Source organism: Formosimonas limnophila, from assembly GCF_014652675.1.
Lineage (GTDB): Bacteria > Pseudomonadota > Gammaproteobacteria > Burkholderiales > Burkholderiaceae > Hydromonas > Hydromonas limnophila.
In genome coordinates this window covers 1-16,567 of the sequence record NZ_BMZG01000005.1, presented here as the reverse complement: position 1 = coordinate 16,567, position 16,567 = coordinate 1, and the positions used below count along the sequence as shown (strand labels likewise).

General features: G+C 49.5%; 15 protein-coding genes. 11 read left to right on the top strand and 4 right to left on the bottom strand.

What is annotated here, in order from left to right:
• Nucleotides 1-20: 20 nt before the first annotated feature.
• Nucleotides 21-674 carry a beta-phosphoglucomutase gene (gene pgmB / locus IE082_RS05250; RefSeq protein WP_189492639.1) on the top strand — a complete coding sequence of 218 codons (654 nt, stop codon included), beginning with the start codon at nt 21-23 and terminating at the stop codon, nt 672-674.
• 202 nt (nt 675-876) lie between these two features.
• Here the strand turns inward: pgmB and IE082_RS11240 are convergent, their stop codons facing one another.
• Complete coding sequence (locus tag IE082_RS11240; protein ID WP_229809737.1) at nt 877-1,119, bottom strand: hypothetical protein; 243 nt, start codon at nt 1,117-1,119, stop codon at nt 877-879.
• A gap of 24 nt (nt 1,120-1,143) precedes the next feature.
• Here IE082_RS11240 and IE082_RS05245 point away from each other — a divergent pair, with 24 nt between their 5' ends.
• Nucleotides 1,144-2,085 (top strand): NAD kinase, encoded by a 942-nt coding sequence (locus tag IE082_RS05245; protein ID WP_229809736.1) that lies wholly within the window; start codon nt 1,144-1,146, stop codon nt 2,083-2,085.
• Nucleotides 2,086-2,092: 7 nt separating this feature from the next.
• On the top strand, nt 2,093-3,739 hold the full coding sequence (gene recN, locus IE082_RS05240; RefSeq protein WP_189492636.1) for a DNA repair protein RecN: 1,647 nt from the start codon (nt 2,093-2,095) through the stop codon (nt 3,737-3,739).
• Nucleotides 3,740-3,806: 67 nt separating this feature from the next.
• Here the strand turns inward: recN and IE082_RS05235 are convergent, their stop codons facing one another.
• The 3 genes from IE082_RS05235 to uvrA form a co-directional block, all read right to left on the bottom strand.
• A complete protein-coding gene (locus IE082_RS05235; protein WP_189492633.1) occupies nt 3,807-4,787 on the bottom strand; it encodes a phosphatidate cytidylyltransferase in 981 nt (326 codons plus the stop codon).
• The gene (locus IE082_RS05230) at nt 4,784-5,434 is read right to left on the bottom strand and encodes a lysophospholipid acyltransferase family protein (RefSeq protein ID WP_189492630.1); all 651 of its coding nucleotides are present in this window, start codon (nt 5,432-5,434) and stop codon (nt 4,784-4,786) included. Before IE082_RS05230 ends, IE082_RS05235 begins: the two co-directional genes overlap by 4 nt.
• Before the next feature lie 142 nt (nt 5,435-5,576).
• A complete protein-coding gene (gene uvrA / locus IE082_RS05225) occupies nt 5,577-8,456 on the bottom strand; it encodes an excinuclease ABC subunit UvrA (RefSeq protein WP_189492627.1) in 2,880 nt (959 codons plus the stop codon).
• A gap of 173 nt (nt 8,457-8,629) precedes the next feature.
• On the opposite strand from uvrA, the gene IE082_RS05220 reads away from it, so the two are divergent.
• The 8 genes from IE082_RS05220 to IE082_RS05185 form a co-directional block, all read left to right on the top strand.
• Complete coding sequence (locus tag IE082_RS05220) at nt 8,630-9,838, top strand: MFS transporter (protein ID WP_189492624.1); 1,209 nt, start codon at nt 8,630-8,632, stop codon at nt 9,836-9,838.
• 44 nt (nt 9,839-9,882) lie between these two features.
• Complete coding sequence (gene ssb / locus IE082_RS05215) at nt 9,883-10,341, top strand: single-stranded DNA-binding protein (RefSeq protein ID WP_189492620.1); 459 nt, start codon at nt 9,883-9,885, stop codon at nt 10,339-10,341.
• Nucleotides 10,342-10,431: 90 nt separating this feature from the next.
• Complete coding sequence (gene waaC / locus IE082_RS05210) at nt 10,432-11,448, top strand: lipopolysaccharide heptosyltransferase I (RefSeq protein WP_189492617.1); 1,017 nt, start codon at nt 10,432-10,434, stop codon at nt 11,446-11,448.
• Nucleotides 11,445-12,797, top strand: a complete 1,353-nt coding sequence (locus tag IE082_RS05205; RefSeq protein WP_189492614.1) for a 3-deoxy-D-manno-octulosonic acid transferase — start codon at nt 11,445-11,447, stop codon at nt 12,795-12,797. Before waaC ends, IE082_RS05205 begins: the two co-directional genes overlap by 4 nt.
• A 378-nt stretch (nt 12,798-13,175) precedes the next feature.
• A complete protein-coding gene (rpsL, locus tag IE082_RS05200; RefSeq protein ID WP_189492610.1) occupies nt 13,176-13,553 on the top strand; it encodes a 30S ribosomal protein S12 in 378 nt (125 codons plus the stop codon).
• 142 nt (nt 13,554-13,695) lie between these two features.
• Nucleotides 13,696-14,166, top strand: coding sequence for a 30S ribosomal protein S7 (gene rpsG / locus IE082_RS05195; protein WP_189492607.1), 471 nt, complete (start codon nt 13,696-13,698; stop codon nt 14,164-14,166).
• 111 nt (nt 14,167-14,277) lie between these two features.
• Nucleotides 14,278-16,380, top strand: coding sequence for an elongation factor G (gene fusA, locus IE082_RS05190; protein ID WP_189492603.1), 2,103 nt, complete (start codon nt 14,278-14,280; stop codon nt 16,378-16,380).
• 63 nt (nt 16,381-16,443) lie between these two features.
• On the top strand, nt 16,444-16,567 hold a 124-nt coding region (locus tag IE082_RS05185), incomplete at its 3' end, for a GTP-binding protein (protein WP_229809745.1).

Sequence of the window (16,567 nt, the reverse complement as noted above, 5' to 3'; positions counted from 1 at the left end):
TAAAAGACAGAGAGAAGACTATGAGCCAAATTCAAGCATTTGTTTTTGACCTTGACGGTGTCATCACGGACACTGCGAAGTTTCACTTTATCGCATGGCAAAAGCTTGCCCAGCGTTTGGGCTTCGATATTGATCATGAGTTTAACGAACGACTTAAAGGCGTTGGCCGCATGGATTCACTCAATTTGATTCTTCAGCACGGTGGCGTGATACTGACGGACGAGCAAAAAGACAAAGAAGCCGCGCAAAAAAATGATGAGTACGTTGAGCTCATCGCTGACATGAGTGCTGCTGACTTGCTGCCGGGCGCACGCGAAGCATTAGAATCTGTGCGCGGTGCGGGTTTAAAGACAGCGCTGGCTTCAGCCAGTAAAAATGCCCCTGCTATTTTGGCGCGTTTGGGCATCAGTGATTTATTTGACACCGTCGTTGACGCGAATCTTGTCGTCAATGGCAAGCCAGACCCCGAGATTTTCCTCAAAGCCGCCGCACAACTTGGTGTATCGCCGAATGCGTGCATCGGTGTGGAAGATGCTGTGGCGGGTGTGCAATCAATCAAAAATGCTGGTATGTATGCCATCGGTATCGGTGATGCGCGCGTCCTCACACGCGCAGACGCGGTCATTGATGGTTTGCATCAATTCGATGTGAATCGGTTTATTGTCAAAGATTGATGAAGTATTGCCACAGTCTAACAATGACAATGAACGTGAAACAAAAAACCACAGCCAACAGCCGTTTGGTAGAATGGCGGGCTCAGTGCTAAATTGAACATTTGATTTTCAAATGAAGTTTAATACTAAAATGAAAGTAAGTGCTTCAAAATCCGCCACTTTGACGTCCTCCCGCAAGTGTATTCAGTTTAAGTTAGAAACTTCAAGCGGCATATTCAAGTTTTAGGTTAAACTTGCCATTAATACGTGTTTGTTCGCCATTTTTATGCCTCTGGTGTTCACTCGCTTCATATTTGCCTGCAAGCTTAAAAAACAGACAGCTGAAAAAATGCTGTGAAAAACACCAAAACGACGTGTCGCTGGCACGTCGTTTTGCATTGGCGTACAATGCGCTCGTATTGGTGGATTCATGAAGCCCTGCGTGAATCTGGGTTTTAATCCACATTAATAAAGCATTAGGCGACTGACCATGAATGATTTTCTCACGACTTCTGTTAAAGATTTGCGCCGTGCGCCTATGGATATTCGCACGGTGGCGTTGGCTGGCCGTGTGCAAAATGACACCTCACCTGAGCCACTGTTGCAAATTGTGCAGTCGGTGCTGGGTCTGGGTAAGGCGGTGTTGATTGAGGAAAAAACCTCGGCACATTTTGGATTGACCCAATTCCCAAGTGTTTCTTTGCGTGACATTGGTAACTCTGCCGATGTCATGATTGCTGTGGGTGGCGATGGCACCATGCTGGGTGTGGCTCGCCGTGTGGCGCCGTATCATGTGCCATTGATTGGTGTGAATCAGGGGCATTTGGGTTTTATCACTGACATTGCTTTGGAACATGCGCCATCGGCATTGCGCGAAATTTTGCTCGATCAATCCTATGATGTGGAAGAGCGTGATTTGCTGCATGCACAAGTTTTGCGTCATGGTGAAGTGATTCACGAAGGCACCGCACTCAACGATGTGGTGGTTGGGCGCAGCGGCTTAGATGGCATGTTGGAGTTAAATGTCGCGGTCAATGAACAATTCATGTATGCACAACGCGCCGACGCGCTGATTATTGCCACACCGACTGGCTCGACAGCTTACGCGTTGGCGGCAAATGGGCCGATTTTGCATCCTCAGTTAGCGGGTGTGACACTGGTACCTGTCGCGCCACAGTCATTGTCCAATCGCCCGATTGTCTTGCCGAGCGACTCAGTGATTGATATTGAACTGATTTCTAATCGCGGAGCCGTTGTGCATTTTGATGTTCATTCGTATGCAGAGGTTCGTCAGGGCGACGTGATTCGTATTTCACAAGCACCTTATAAAAGCGTGTTTTGGCACCCCAAGTCTTATAACTACTATGCAACGCTGCGCCAAAAACTCAACTGGAACCTTAACCCAGCGCGCCCCTCAACCGAATCTGTCTGAAGTCACTATGCTGCAACATTTATCTCTACGCCATTTCATTATTGTGCAACGCCTTGACCTTGACATCCGTCAAGGTTTTACCGTTTTGACCGGTGAAACAGGCGCTGGCAAGTCGATTTTGCTTGATGCGCTTGGTCTGTTGCTCGGTGATAGAGCGGATGCGGGCATGGTCGCACAAGGCATGGACAAAGCGGAAATCAGCGGCCAGTTTGGCCTCAATCCTGCGATAAAAGCATGGTTGGCCGAGCAAGCCTTTGAGACAGAAGATGACGTCTTGCTGCTGCGTCGGGTCATCGATAAAGAGGGGAAAAGTCGTGCTTTTATCAATGGCAGCGCCGCCACGCTCACACAATTGCGCGAGTTGAGCGAATACCTGATTCACATTCATGGCCAACACGCGCATCAACAACTCCTCAAAACCAATTTGCAACGCGATTTGCTCGATGAGTACGCGCAGTTATCCAACGAGCGTGCCGCCGTCAAACAGGCCTATCAAACATGGCACACCGCAAAAGCACAACTGGAACTAGCCAAAACCGACAATGCCAAAATGACCGAGCGACTAGAAGAGCTCACATGGCAATTGGATGACATCAACGCATTATCCCCTCGTGAAAACGAGTGGGACGAGTTATCCGCGCAGCACGCGCGACTGGCCAACGCAGCAGAGCTTATCCAAGGTTGTGGTCAGGTTGCCCAGAGGCTTGATGGCGATGACCATGACATTGCCAGCATGTTGCGTGAGCAGATTCAGACGCTCACCAACATTGTTGGTTTTGACGAACGAATCAATGAGTATATTGAGCTGCTTGAGTCAGCGGTCATTCATGTGCAGGAAGCAGGTCATGGCCTGAACAATTACGTGCAACGTGCTTCTGATGATGAGCACGATTTCGCCAGTCTTGATGAGCGTGTCACATTGTGGCACAACCTATCTCGAAAATTGCGAGTCGCCTCAGACGAATTGCCCGCCCATTGGCAAGCCCTACAGGCTGAGTTTGAGCGATTACAAAATGGCATGGATTTAGAGGTACTTGAGGCGCAGTGCAAAATCGCAGAGCAGCAGTACAAAACTGTGGCCAAAAAGCTCACCGACACCAGAACCCGTGCTGCCAAAAAACTCGCTCAGCTTGTCAGCGAGAGTATGCAAACGCTCAATATGACCGGTGGTCAATTCGCGGTGGACATCAAACCAGTCACGCCATCAAGCTCTGGTAATGACGCTGTGGAGTTCATGGTGGCTGCTCATGTGGGTGTGCCGCTGCAGCCGCTTGCTAAAGTTGCTTCAGGTGGTGAGTTGGCGCGTATCTCGCTCGCCATTGCAGTCATTACCAGCCATGCCAATCCTGTGCAAACATTGATTTTTGATGAGGTTGATAGTGGCATTGGTGGGTCGGTTGCGCAGGTGGTCGGTCAGCTCCTGCGCCAACTTGGTCATAATCGCCAAGTTTTGTGTGTGACCCATTTGCCCCAAGTGGCCGCACAGGGTGAGCACCACTGGCGCGTCAAAAAACTCAGTGAAAAAGGCCATACGACCTCTCACATCGATGTGCTTGAATCGGATGAGCGTGTCGACGAAATTGCCCGTATGCTCGGCGGTGTCGAATTGACGGATACCACGCGAGCACATGCACGTGAGATGTTGGCGATTTAGTCCATTCATGGGCTCCGTGCCTAAAAAAGCCGCTCGAGATGAGCGGCTTTTTTTGTGGTGATAACACTCAACGCGTTGTGACAAACAACGTATAGTGAAAGAGCACAGGTGCTGCGTATAAAATAGCATCGAGTCGGTCTAATACACCCTGTTGTCCACCTGTTAAGTCAGCCCAGTCACGCACGCCCAAACTGCGTGTGATGCCCCTCATTACCAAACGACCAAAAACCGATGAAACAGAAATCAAGCTGCCAGCAATCGCTGCTTGCCAAACCGTAAATGGTGTAATCCAGACAAACGCAGCCGCAATGAGGGCGTTGGCGATGGCGCTGATGAGTAGTCCATTCCACGTCATACGGCTGTGGATTTCGTGGGCAATTCGGTTCACGCGGTTGCGCATGAGGTAGTCGGCGATGTGTTGCCAAAGCATGGCACAGCGGACTAAGACGAGGAAAAACAGCAGAAATAGTGTTTTTTCATGAGGCGAATATTTGTCCAGCGCCGCGATTTGCAAAATCGCGACAGTATGGCTCAAACAATACACAGCAATCATTAAGCCCCATTGTAATGATGCTTTGCGCGAAAGAAATTTTTCGGTGTCTTGGCGAACGATTGAAAAAATCGGTAAGAGCAAAAACGCATACACGGGAATCAGCACCGTGAAAAAGCCGAACTCCGAAAAAGCAATCAGCACGTACTGTAACGGCAAAAAGACAAAAAAGGCGAATGACAACGCACGGTGGTCACCGATTTTCACAGGCGAGAGTGTGACGAATTCGCGCAATCCCAGAAACGAAATCACAGCACAGACAATCAGAGCGCCCGTGATGCCAAACACACTGACCAGCGCCGATACCAAAAACACCCACCAAAATGCACTCAGATGACGCTGACAGCGCAACAAAAACGCACGACGCACTTTGAGTGAATTGGCCGTGGCTTTGTTCAGCAATACATAAACCACAATGTGCGCTATACCGACCAGCAGCACCATACCAATGAGTGCAATCCAAAAACGCTCATAATCATCCCAATCCATCCAGTTCATACTGCCGCCTTTGTTTGTGTGGGTTTCGTGTCTTGTTGATAGTTCGCACGGCTGTCAATCACAGCTTGTCGTGCGCGTGCGAGAAAGGCGTCTTTGCCTTCATTCTCAAGTAGCTGTATGGGTTTGCCAAAGCGGGCGGTGCAGACCAATGGCACAGGCCAAAACTCACCTTTTGGCATGATGCGGTTGAGATTTTCGAGGTAAACGGGAATGAGTTCGACATCTGGGTGACGTAGTGCGAGGTGATAAATCCCTGATTTGAAAGGCAACGGCAAGTCTTCTTTATTGCGTGTGCCTTCTGGGAAAATAATTAGAGAGTCGCCTGCCGTCAGTGTGTCGTACAAAGGCTGGAGTGGATCGTCCTCCGTGCGGTCTTCTTTGGCGCGTTTGATAAAAATCGCGTTGAGTCCGCGCGTGACGATGTAGTGCTTCCACTTGGATTTACCCCAATAATCAAACGCTGCCACAGGGTGCGTGGTTTTTTGTAAATCAGGCGGTAGTGCTGCCCAAATCGCCACGGTATCAATGTGACTGGTGTGATTGGCAAAATAAATACGCTGTTTGGTGCTGGGTTTACAACCTATCCAGCGTGGATACGCGCCGATGAGCAGGCGAACGATGAGTTGGAGAAGGTAAGAAATCCACATGGTTTGTCTTGGTTATAAATTAATCAATTTTTCTAAAATTTTATGGGTTGACTGTTTTAGCACAAACTACTTATTGAGTTCAACAACTACCTCATTTTCTCGTCTAATTGGGAATGACGCGGTTTTTATTTTGCGTTGCATGCTATTGTTTTTTCGCTTTCAGCAGTGGCCCCAAATACTGCCCCGTTACACTCGCTTTATTTTTTGCCACGGCTTCGGGCGTGCCTTCGGCGATGATTTGACCGCCGCCTGCGCCGCCTTCGGGGCCCATGTCAATAATCCAGTCAGCAGTTTTGATGACGTCTAAATTGTGTTCGATGATGACGATGGTGTTGCCGTGTTCAGACAGTTTATTAATCACGCCCAACAGTAATTCAATGTCGGCAAAGTGTAAACCCGTGGTCGGCTCGTCGAGGATGTACAGCGTCCGCCCCGTATCGCGTTTGGATAGTTCGAGTGCAAGCTTGACGCGCTGTGCTTCGCCGCCTGATAGTGTGGTGGCTGATTGGCCGAGGGTGATGTAGCCCAATCCGACATCGAGCAGCGTTTTGAGTTTGCGCGCAATCGTTGGTACGGCATTGAAAAATTCGTGGGCGACCTCAACCGTCATAGCGAGGACTTCGTTGATATTTTTGCCTTTGTATTGCACATCAAGGGTTTCGCGGTTGTAGCGTTTGCCGTGGCAGACGTCGCACGGCACATAGACGTCGGGCAAAAAGTGCATTTCAACTTTAATCATGCCGTCGCCTTGGCAGGCTTCGCAGCGACCGCCTTTGACGTTGAATGAGAATCGACCAGGTTGATAGCCGCGTTCTTTGGCCGTTGGCACTTCGGCAAATAACTCACGCACAGGTGTGAATAGACCTGTGTATGTGGCGGGGTTCGAGCGCGGTGTGCGGCCAATCGGTGCTTGGTCCACATTAACGACTTTGTCAAAGTGCTCCAAACCTGTGATTTTTTCGTGGGCAGCAGGCTCTTCGGAGGCGCGGTTGATTTTTTGCGCAGCGGCAAGATAAAGCGTTTCGTTAATCAGGGTTGATTTGCCTGAACCTGATACACCTGTGACGCAAGTCATCAAACCGACGGGTAAATGCAGGTCAACCCCTTTGAGGTTATTTCCTGTTGCACCGTGGATCACGAGTTCTTTGTCGGTTTTTTCGCGGCGTTTGGCAGGGACTTCGATGCGGCGTTTGCCTGATAAGAAGTGACCTGTCGCGGAGGTCTTATGATTTTCAATTTCATAAGGTGTGCCATGGGCGACGATGGTGCCACCGTGTTCGCCCGCACCAGGGCCCATATCCACGACGTAATCAGACGCACGAATCATGTCTTCGTCGTGTTCCACTACGATGACGGAATTGTCCAAGTCGCGTAAGTGTTTGAGTGTGTCGATCAAACGATCATTGTCGCGTTGATGCAAGCCGATGGATGGTTCATCCAATACATACATCACCCCTGTTAAGCCGGAACCAATTTGTGAGGCGAGTCGAATGCGTTGAGACTCGCCACCAGACAGCGTGTCTGCACTGCGCTCCAAAGATAAGTAATCCAGTCCCACATTGTTGAGGAACGACAAACGCGCGACGATTTCCTTAATAACACGGTCGGCGATTTCCTTTTTTGCTCCTTTGAATTTGATGTCGGAGAAATACTGCAACGCGTGACCGAGCGATAGATGAGAGACCTCATGGAGTGTACGTGCACTTTTTCCATCACCAATACGTACGTTGCGAGCAGATTCACGCAGACGTGTACCGTGGCATGAGGGGCAGGATTGCACGTTTTGGAGTTTGGCCAACTCTTCACGCACGGTCATCGAGTCGGTTTCTTTGTAGCGACGTTCAAGGTTCGGGATAACGCCTTCAAAGGTGTGTTCGCGAACAATCGCACGGCCTTTGTCTGACAGGTAGGTAAATGGCAACACTTGGCGGCCTGAGCCGTATAGCACTTTTTGGCGAGCGTCCTCAGATAACTCGTCAAATGGTGTGTCCACGTCGAAGTTGTAAAACGACGCGAGGCTTTGCATCATCGAAAACAGATAGGTGTTGCGTTTATCCCAGCTTTTAATCGCGCCGCTGCTGATGGATAGGTTGGGAAATGCGACCACGCGCTTAGGGTCAAAAAACGTCTCTACACCCAAACCATCACAATTCGGGCATGCGCCCATCGGATTGTTGAACGAAAACAAGCGTGGCTCAAGTTCGGCAATCGCGTAATCGCAACCATTCACTGGGCAAGCGAATTTTGCACTAAACAGTTGTTCTGCATTCGTGTCCATATCCACCGTCAACGCGCGACCATCGGCCAATCGCAGCGCGGTCTCAAAGCTCTCGGCCAAGCGTTGTTTCAGGTCTGCTTTGACCTTGATACGATCCACAACCACCTCAATCGTGTGCTTTTCGGTTTTTTTCAACGTCGGAATGCTGTCGATGTCAAAAATCTGTGCAGCATTTGTATTGGTTGTGCCGCCGCCTGAACGAATGCGAAAACGCACGAAGCCCTGTGCTTGCATCTGTGCGAATAACTCTTCATGCGTGCCTTTGCGATTCGCCACCACAGGCGCGAGTATCATGAGTTTAGTGTCTTCGGGTAATGCTAAAACCGCGTCAACCATCTGTGAGACAGTCTGTGATGCCAATGGGACTTCGTGGTGTGGACAATACGGAGTGCCGACGCGGGCAAACAATAAACGAAGGTAATCGTGAATTTCGGTGACCGTCCCCACGGTTGAGCGCGGGTTGTGGCTAGTGGCTTTTTGCTCAATCGAAATGGCAGGTGACAACCCTTCGATTAAATCGACATCGGGCTTTTCCATGAGTTGTAAGAACTGACGGGCATACGCCGATAAGCTTTCAACATAACGACGCTGACCTTCTGCGTACAGCGTGTCAAATGCCAAACTTGATTTGCCTGAGCCTGACAAACCCGTGATGACCACGAGTTTTTGGCGGGGTAAATCAATTGAGATGTTTTTAAGGTTGTGCGTTCGTGCGCCGCGGATTTTGATTTCGCTGTTGTTCATGGTGTTTTCTGATAAGTGAAGTGCAGGTGCGTCGCTGTGCTACCGCTTTGGATGCACCAAACCTGTTACTATAATGGTTTTCCTTAAACTGTGCCACGCTGATGTGTGCTTGTTTTCGGTGCGCTTGATTGAATGCTTGTTTTTGCCTGTGGGCGCACACTGTCTTGGATTGTATGAGTTCTCAAGTAAATTTTTTCCCCGCCGAGCGTTCGGCCAGCATGCGTCTTGCGCTGATTTTTGCCTTGCGCATGTTTGGTTTGTTTATTGTGTTGCCGATTTTCGTGCCGTTTGCCCACACATTGCCTGACGGAGGTGATGTGACATTGGTTGGGTTGGCGATGGGGGCGTATGGATTGACGCAGGCTTTGCTCTACATTCCTTATGGCTTATTGTCTGATAGACTGGGGCGTAAGCCTCTGATTACCATCGGTTTGCTGATTTTTGCAGCGGGCGCTTTTTGGGCGGCACACGCGACGACAGTACATGAACTGGTTTGGGCGCGTGCGTTGCAGGGCGCAGGTGCTGTGAGTAGCGTGGTGGTCGCGATGGTGTCTGACGTGACGCGTGAGCAAGTCCGAACGCGAGCGATGGCGATGGTCGGGATGAGTATTGCGCTGACATTTGCTGTCTCACTTGTCACTGCGCCGTTGTTGTACGACTATATTGGCATGGGTGGTGTTTTTTATTTGATTACTGCACTGGCTCTTTTGGCCATAGGGATTGTGTGGTCTATTCCATTGGTCCGTTTGCCAAATGTAGTGACTCATAGGCAGACGATGGGTTTGTTGTTGGATGTCTTGCGCGATAAAAAACAATGGCAGTTGAATATCGGTGTGTTCGTCCTGCATGCTGTACAGATGGCGATGTGGGTTGTCGTACCGTCGCGTTTGATTGATAGTGGTTTGAGTCATGGTGACAGCGCATTGGTGTATCTGACGGTCATTGTGTTGTCGATGGCCGCCATGGTGCCGCTCATCATCCGTGCAGAAAAGTGCGGGCGAATGTTTGAAGTGATGCGTGCATCAATTGTGCTGATTGGTGTGGCGCAGCTGGTTCTTGCGGCGCATTTCGGTGGTGTTTGGGTTGTGTGTGTGGCATTGTTACTGTTTTTTGTTGGATTTAATGTACTTGAAGCCACACAGCCATCACTGCTCTCAAAAATCAGCGCGCCACAAGCAAAGGGTGCTGCAGCGGGGGTGTACAATACGGTTCAGGCGCTTGGCTTATTTGTGGGTGCTATCGTTGGTGCGTGGTTGAATGCTCGCTCTAGTTCTGTTGTGCTATTTGGTGCTTGTGCTGTATTGGTAGGTTTCTGGTTGCTCAATCACCAATTGAATAGAGCCAAAAATGGTCATGTCGTTATTGAAAAAACAGTACAATAACCCCCAATTTGTGTTCAAAAAATATTTAATTAAGAGGATTCATTATGGCATCAGTCAATAAAGTCATTATCGTCGGCAATCTTGGCCGTGACCCTGAAGTGCGTTACATGCCCAGCGGTGACGCTGTGACCAATATCGCTGTGGCGACCACTGAGCGATACAAAGACAAGCAGTCTGGCGAACAAAAAGAAATCACTGAGTGGCATCGCATCGTGTTTTTCAACCGCTTGGCTGAAGTGGCTGGTGAGTACCTCAAAAAAGGCTCAGCAGTGTACGTCGAAGGTCGTTTGGCGACACGTAAATGGACAGACAAAGACGGCATCGAGCGTTACACCACCGAAATCAAAGCCGACAGCATGCAGATGCTCGGTGGTCGTGCTTCAGTGGGTGGCGGTAGTGAGCCTTATGATGCGCCTGCCGCATCACGCCCTGCTTCGGCACCTGCTGCACGCAAACCTGCCCCTGCTGCGATGGATGATTTGGATGATGACATCCCGTTCTAATTGGCTCGTTTCACACACTACGTTATCAAAAATCACATGACAAAATAAGGCACAGCATTTCGCGTGCCTTATTGTTATTTAGAGTCTCACATGAAAATACTCATCATCAAAATGTCGTCGATGGGCGACGTGATTCACGCGTTGCCTGTGTTAAGCGATATTCTGCAGCATTACCCCAATGCGCAAATTGATTGGGTGGTGGAGCAGAGTTTTGCAGACTTGGTGCGGGCGAATGCACCACTGGTGCGCCGTGTCATCCCGATTCGCTTGCGAGCCTGGCGGAAAACATGGCGTGAGGCGCAGACGAGGAAAGAGTGGCGTGCGTTTAAAAGTGCATTGCAGTCAGAGGCTTATGATGTGGTGATTGATTGTCAGGGGTTGTTTAAAAGCGCGGTGGTGGCGCGCCTGGCGCGACTGATGCCCAATGGTCGTCGTGTCGGTTATGACACACGCAGTATTCGCGAGTCGATCGCGAGTTGGTTTTATCAGGACAAATGTGCAGTCTCACTTGAATTGCCCGCTGTGCTGCGTAATCGGACTTTGGTCTCGCGGGCCTTGGGTTATTCGTTGGATGGTTGTGTGCCAAGGGTTGAGTTTCCAACGCTGGCACAATACCTGGCTGCGCGCGATGATTGGCAAAATCCCGATACTCCTTATGCCGTGCTGGTACCCAATGCCTCTCGTGTTGAAAAACGCTGGGCAGATGCTCATTGGCGTGCTGTCGCTGCGCAGTGCCATGCGGTGGGTTTGCACACATTGTGGTTCTGGGGCGGAGCGGACGAATGTGTTTATACAGAGCATTTGTTGGCTGGTTTGCCTGAAGCTGAGCGTGCGTTCGCGCTGCTACCGCCTTTTCTGACGATTCCTCAGGCGGCGCAGTGTATGCAAAGCGCGCGCTGTGTGATTGGTTTGGACAGCGGCTTGACACATTTGTCGGCAGCACTTGGACGACCGACGTTGGGGATTTATTGTGACCACGACGCCGCGCTGGCGCCGATGACGGCGCACACGCAGGGAGCCGATTTTGTCGCTAGTTTGGGTGGCGTGGGGCAGCCGCCGTCGCTTGAGTCTGTGCAAGCCGTTCTCGCACGGTGGTTGTCCGAATGAGCTGGCGCCGTGCACTTTACTCGGTGCTGCTGTACATCGTGTCACCACTTGTGCCGCTGTATCTGCTTTGGCGGGCGCGTCGTCAGCCTGAGTATGCACGTGGTTGGGGCGAACGGTTTGCGTGGCGCTATGGCTGTTCTAAACGGTCAACGGCGACGCGACGTGTTTGGCTGCATGCGGTGTCGCTCGGTGAGACGCGGGCGGCCAAGCCGTTGATTGATGCGTTGTTTGCGTGTGATGAGGTGGTGCATGTGACTTTGACGCATACCACGCCGACGGGGCGTGCTGCAGGTCAAGAGCTATTTGCATCATATCTCGCTAGCGGTCGCATGACGCAGGTCTATGTGCCGTACGACTTGCCCGATGTGGTGGCGCGGTTTTTGCGACGGTTTGCGCCGACGGATTGTTGGTTGATGGAAACAGAGATTTGGCCAAATACGATTGCCGCGTGTGTTAAACGTGGTATTTCAGTTTCTTTGTTGAATGGTCGATTGTCTGATAAAACATTGCAAAAGACGTTAAAAAACGGATTTTTTGCGAAATTGTTCAAGCAGGCTTATGGCCAACTGTCGAACGTGTGTGCTCAGTCGGTGGCTGATGGCGATCGGTACGAGCAGCTGGGCGTGTCACAGGCGCGTTTGACATTGACGGGCAATTTGAAATTTGACATGAGTACGCCGCATGAGCAAGTGGTGGCGGGTCTGCGTTGGCGCGCTTCGCTGTCTGATGCTCGTCGCATCGTGTTATTGGCGAGTACACGCGAGGGCGAGGAGCAGCTGTGGGTTGATGCTTTGCACTCTAAGGCATTTGATGGCGTGTTTGATGATGTGCAGTGGTGGCTTGTGCCTCGTCATCCCCAGAGATTCAGTGAGGTTGAAAACTTGTTGCGCGAATCGGGTTTTGCCCATGAGGCGTTGGTGCGAAAAACGATGCTGGACTCGTTGGCTGAAACGCGGCTCGGCGAATCATTGAGCCAGGTTAAGGTGGTGCTTGGTGACACCATGGGCGAAATGTTTGCCTACTACGCCGCTGCTGATGTGGTGCTGATGGGCGGTGCATGGCAGCCACTCGGCGGGCAAAATTTCTTAGAGCCGCTGTCCATCGGCAAGCCCACCATCATCGGCCCGCATACTTATAATTTCGTGCAAGCAGCTCAGGACGCGGTCGCGGCGAGTGCATTGATTCAGGTGACAGATATTTCTGATGCCTTGCATGAGGCTCAGCGTCTGTTGGCTCAAGATGATGAGCGAGAGCGGTATGGTGCTAATGCACAAGCATTTGTGGTACAACATCAAGGTGCCGTGGCTCGGACATTGAATCGAGTTTTATGCCAGCCAAACACTCGTTAGTAGTTAATTGATTCCTGTATCGCCGAGACCAAGATGGTCGAGGCTGCATCACCGTGCAGATTGGGGGTGAATGTATTGTTAGGGTTGCAGCGGCTTTGAAATGTATGCGATGAGATTATTGTTAAAAATGACACAAAATCAATGGTTTATCACGGGGTTGGCGCACGCGGTCGTTGACCCCTTGTCATATGTGGCGTATGATAGCGAGTTCATCGGAGTGGGTTGTTGCGTTTGTCATTAATACACTTTGCTGAAAAATCGTGTTTAATCAGTAACTTAACGACATGTCTCGTTGGCGTGTTGTGGGTGAAAAGTGTGGTTTTGGTTTCAAAACTGCCGTGATTAAATGAATGAAGTTTATATTTTTGGATAATAACAATGCCAACTATCAATCAATTGGTACGCAAACCACGTACCGTCTTGCGCGAAGCTTCAAAAAGCCCAGCGTTGGAAAACTGCCCACAAAAACGTGGCGTGTGTACTCGTGTTTACACGACAACACCTAAAAAACCTAACTCTGCGATGCGTAAAGTGGCCAAAGTTCGTTTGACGAACGGCTTCGAAGTGATTTCGTACATCGGCGGTGAAGGTCATAACTTGCAGGAGCACAGCGTTGTTTTGATTCGCGGTGGTCGTGTAAAGGATTTACCGGGTGTTCGTTACCATATCGTCCGTGGTTCACTTGACTTGCAAGGTGTTAAAGACCGTAAGCAATCGCGTTCTAAATATGGTGCGAAACGTCCTAAAGCGAAGTAATTCGTTTTTAGCGTTATTCGTTACGGTCATTTGTGACTCGTTACAAAAAAGAATTTATTTTTTAATAGCACGGTCATCTAAGTGTTGTCAAATAGAGACCGAGTAAGTTTGGGCATAGCCCAACTGAAGAAAGGAAGATGAGATGCCTCGTCGTCGTGAAGTCCCCAAGCGTGATATTTTGCCGGATCCAAAATTCGGAAGTGTTGATTTAGCCAAATTCATGAACGTTATCATGTTATCTGGCAAAAAAGCTGTAGCCGAAGGCATTGCCTACGGTGCATTGGAGCAAATTGCTACCAAAACGGGTAAAGACCCATTAGAAGTATTCACCACTGCTTTGAATAATGCAAAGCCATTGGTTGAAGTGAAAAGTCGCCGTGTCGGTGGTGCGAACTATCAAGTTCCTGTCGAAGTGCGCCCATCGCGTCGCATGGCATTGTCAATGCGTTGGTTGCGTGAAGCAGCAAAGAAACGTGGAGAAAAAACCATGGCTTTGCGTTTGGCAGGTGAGTTGATCGATGCGGCTGAAGGCCGTGGCGGTGCGATGAAAAAGCGTGATGAAGTTCACCGCATGGCTGAAGCGAATAAAGCGTTTAGCCACTTCCGTTTCTAAACGCGCTGCTTTTATAGTATTTACTTCAAAATTTTCACGGGTTTCCCGTGAAAATTTTCTAACTTATAACTTGAGAAAAGTAGGTTTTTACTTTTCTTAAAAGGAAATCAAATGGCTCGCAAGACCCCTATTGAGCGCTATCGTAATATTGGTATTTCTGCACACATTGACGCAGGTAAAACCACAACGACTGAGCGCGTATTGTTTTACACCGGTGTGAACCACAAGATTGGTGAAGTTCATGACGGCGCAGCAACGATGGACTGGATGGAGCAAGAGCAAGAGCGTGGTATCACGATTACCTCTGCTGCGACCACCACGTTCTGGAAAGGTATGGCTGGTAACTACCCAGAGCACCGCATCAATATCATTGACACCCCAGGTCACGTTGACTTCACGATTGAAGTGGAACGTTCTATGCGTGTTTTGGATGGCGCGTGCATGGTTTACTGTGCAGTCGGTGGCGTTCAACCACAATCTGAAACGGTTTGGCGTCAAGCCAACAAATACCAAGTACCTCGCTTGGCGTTTGTGAACAAAATGGATCGTACAGGTGCAAACTTCTTCAAAGTCGTTGAAGGCATGAAGTTGCGTTTGCGCGCGAATCCAGTACCGATTCAAATTCCAATTGGTGCGGAAGAAAATTTCCAAGGCGTAGTTGACTTGATCAAAATGAAAGCCATTATTTGGGATGAAAAATCTCAAGGTACTAAGTTTGAATACGGTGACATTCCTGCTGACTTGCAAGCAACTGCGCAAGAATGGCGCGAAAAAATGGTTGAGTCAGCGGCAGAAGCCTCTGAAGATTTGATGAACAAATACCTCGAAGAGGGCGATTTGTCAGAAGACGAAATCAAACAAGCTTTGCGTACACGCACATTGGCTTGTGAAATCCAGCCGATGTTGTGCGGTTCTGCTTTCAAAAACAAAGGCGTACAAGCGATGTTGGACGCGGTTCTCGACTTCATGCCATCACCAACAGACGTTAAAGCGATTACTGGTGAAGACGAAGACGGCAATCCTGTGACACGTAAAGCAGATGACAAAGAGAAGTTCTCTGCGCTGGCGTTCAAATTGATGACGGATCCGTTCGTTGGTCAATTGACGTTCGTGCGCGTTTACTCAGGCGTGTTGAAAGCGGGCGAAACTGTATTGAATGCAGTCAAAGATCGTAAAGAACGTGTGGGTCGTATCGTACAAATGCATGCGAATACTCGTGAGCCAGTTGAGGAAGTTTTGGCAGGCGACATCGCTGCTTGTATCGGCTTGAAAGATGTGACAACTGGTGAAACTTTGTGTGATCCATCTGCGCCAATTATCTTGGAGCGCATGGTATTCCCAGAACCTGTGATTTCACAAGCGGTTGAGCCCAAAACCAAAGCCGACCAAGAAAAAATGGGCTTGGCTTTAAACCGCTTGGCGCAAGAAGATCCATCATTCCGTGTATCGACTGATGAAGAATCAGGTCAAACGATTATCGGCGGTATGGGTGAGTTGCACTTAGAGATTATCGTTGACCGCATGAAACGTGAATTCAACGTCGAAGCGAACGTGGGTAAGCCACAAGTGGCGTACCGTGAAACCATTCGTGAAACGGTTGAAAATGCTGAAGCGAAATTCGTCAAGCAATCAGGTGGTCGCGGTCAATATGGTCACTGCGTATTGAAACTTGAGCCACAAGAAGCGGGTAAAGGTTTTGAATTCGTAGACGAAATCAAAGGTGGTGTGATTCCTCGTGAATTCATCCCTGCGGTTGCTAAAGGTGTTGAAGAAACATTGAAATCAGGCGTCATCGCTGGTTACCCAGTGGTTGACGTGAAAGTCACTGTTCACTTCGGTTCATACCATGATGTTGACTCGAATGAAAATGCGTTCCGCATGGCAGGCTCTATGGCGTTTAAAGAAGGTATGCGTAAAGGTAAACCTGTATTGCTCGAACCAATGATGCACGTGGTTGTTGAGACGCCTGAAGAATACACGGGTACAGTGATGGGCGATTTGTCATCACGCCGTGGTATGGTTCAAGGTATGGACGACATGATCGGCGGCGGTAAAGAAATTAAAGCCGAAGTACCATTGTCAGAAATGTTTGGTTACTCAACCGACTTGCGTTCAGCGACTCAAGGTCGTGCGACTTACTCAATGGAATTCAAACACTACGCAGAAGCACCGCGTAATGTGGTTGAAGCTGTTATGAGCGCACGCGCAAAATAAATTTTTTAAATAAAACGGGCGGTCCAATTGAATCGCCCACAATTACACGATAGGAAATATATCATGGCAAAAGGTAAGTTTGAACGGACCAAACCGCACGTCAACGTCGGCACGATTGGTCACGTTGATCACGGTAAAACGACATTGACAGCAGCGATTACGACTGTATTGACGAAGAAGTTCGGCG

What these genes read in the sequence shown, in the direction of transcription:
- pgmB (WP_189492639.1), top strand. Translation starts at nt 21, where the DNA reads ATGAGCCAAATTCAAGCATTTGTTTTTGACCTTGACGGTGTCATCACG.
- IE082_RS11240 (WP_229809737.1), bottom strand. Translation starts at nt 1,119, where the DNA reads ATGTGGATTAAAACCCAGATTCACGCAGGGCTTCATGAATCCACCAAT.
- IE082_RS05245 (WP_229809736.1), top strand. Translation starts at nt 1,144, where the DNA reads ATGAATGATTTTCTCACGACTTCTGTTAAAGATTTGCGCCGTGCGCCT.
- recN (WP_189492636.1), top strand. Translation starts at nt 2,093, where the DNA reads ATGCTGCAACATTTATCTCTACGCCATTTCATTATTGTGCAACGCCTT.
- IE082_RS05235 (WP_189492633.1), bottom strand. Translation starts at nt 4,787, where the DNA reads ATGAACTGGATGGATTGGGATGATTATGAGCGTTTTTGGATTGCACTC.
- IE082_RS05230 (WP_189492630.1), bottom strand. Translation starts at nt 5,434, where the DNA reads ATGTGGATTTCTTACCTTCTCCAACTCATCGTTCGCCTGCTCATCGGC.
- uvrA (WP_189492627.1), bottom strand. Translation starts at nt 8,456, where the DNA reads ATGAACAACAGCGAAATCAAAATCCGCGGCGCACGAACGCACAACCTT.
- IE082_RS05220 (WP_189492624.1), top strand. Translation starts at nt 8,630, where the DNA reads ATGAGTTCTCAAGTAAATTTTTTCCCCGCCGAGCGTTCGGCCAGCATG.
- ssb (WP_189492620.1), top strand. Translation starts at nt 9,883, where the DNA reads ATGGCATCAGTCAATAAAGTCATTATCGTCGGCAATCTTGGCCGTGAC.
- waaC (WP_189492617.1), top strand. Translation starts at nt 10,432, where the DNA reads ATGAAAATACTCATCATCAAAATGTCGTCGATGGGCGACGTGATTCAC.
- IE082_RS05205 (WP_189492614.1), top strand. Translation starts at nt 11,445, where the DNA reads ATGAGCTGGCGCCGTGCACTTTACTCGGTGCTGCTGTACATCGTGTCA.
- rpsL (WP_189492610.1), top strand. Translation starts at nt 13,176, where the DNA reads ATGCCAACTATCAATCAATTGGTACGCAAACCACGTACCGTCTTGCGC.
- rpsG (WP_189492607.1), top strand. Translation starts at nt 13,696, where the DNA reads ATGCCTCGTCGTCGTGAAGTCCCCAAGCGTGATATTTTGCCGGATCCA.
- fusA (WP_189492603.1), top strand. Translation starts at nt 14,278, where the DNA reads ATGGCTCGCAAGACCCCTATTGAGCGCTATCGTAATATTGGTATTTCT.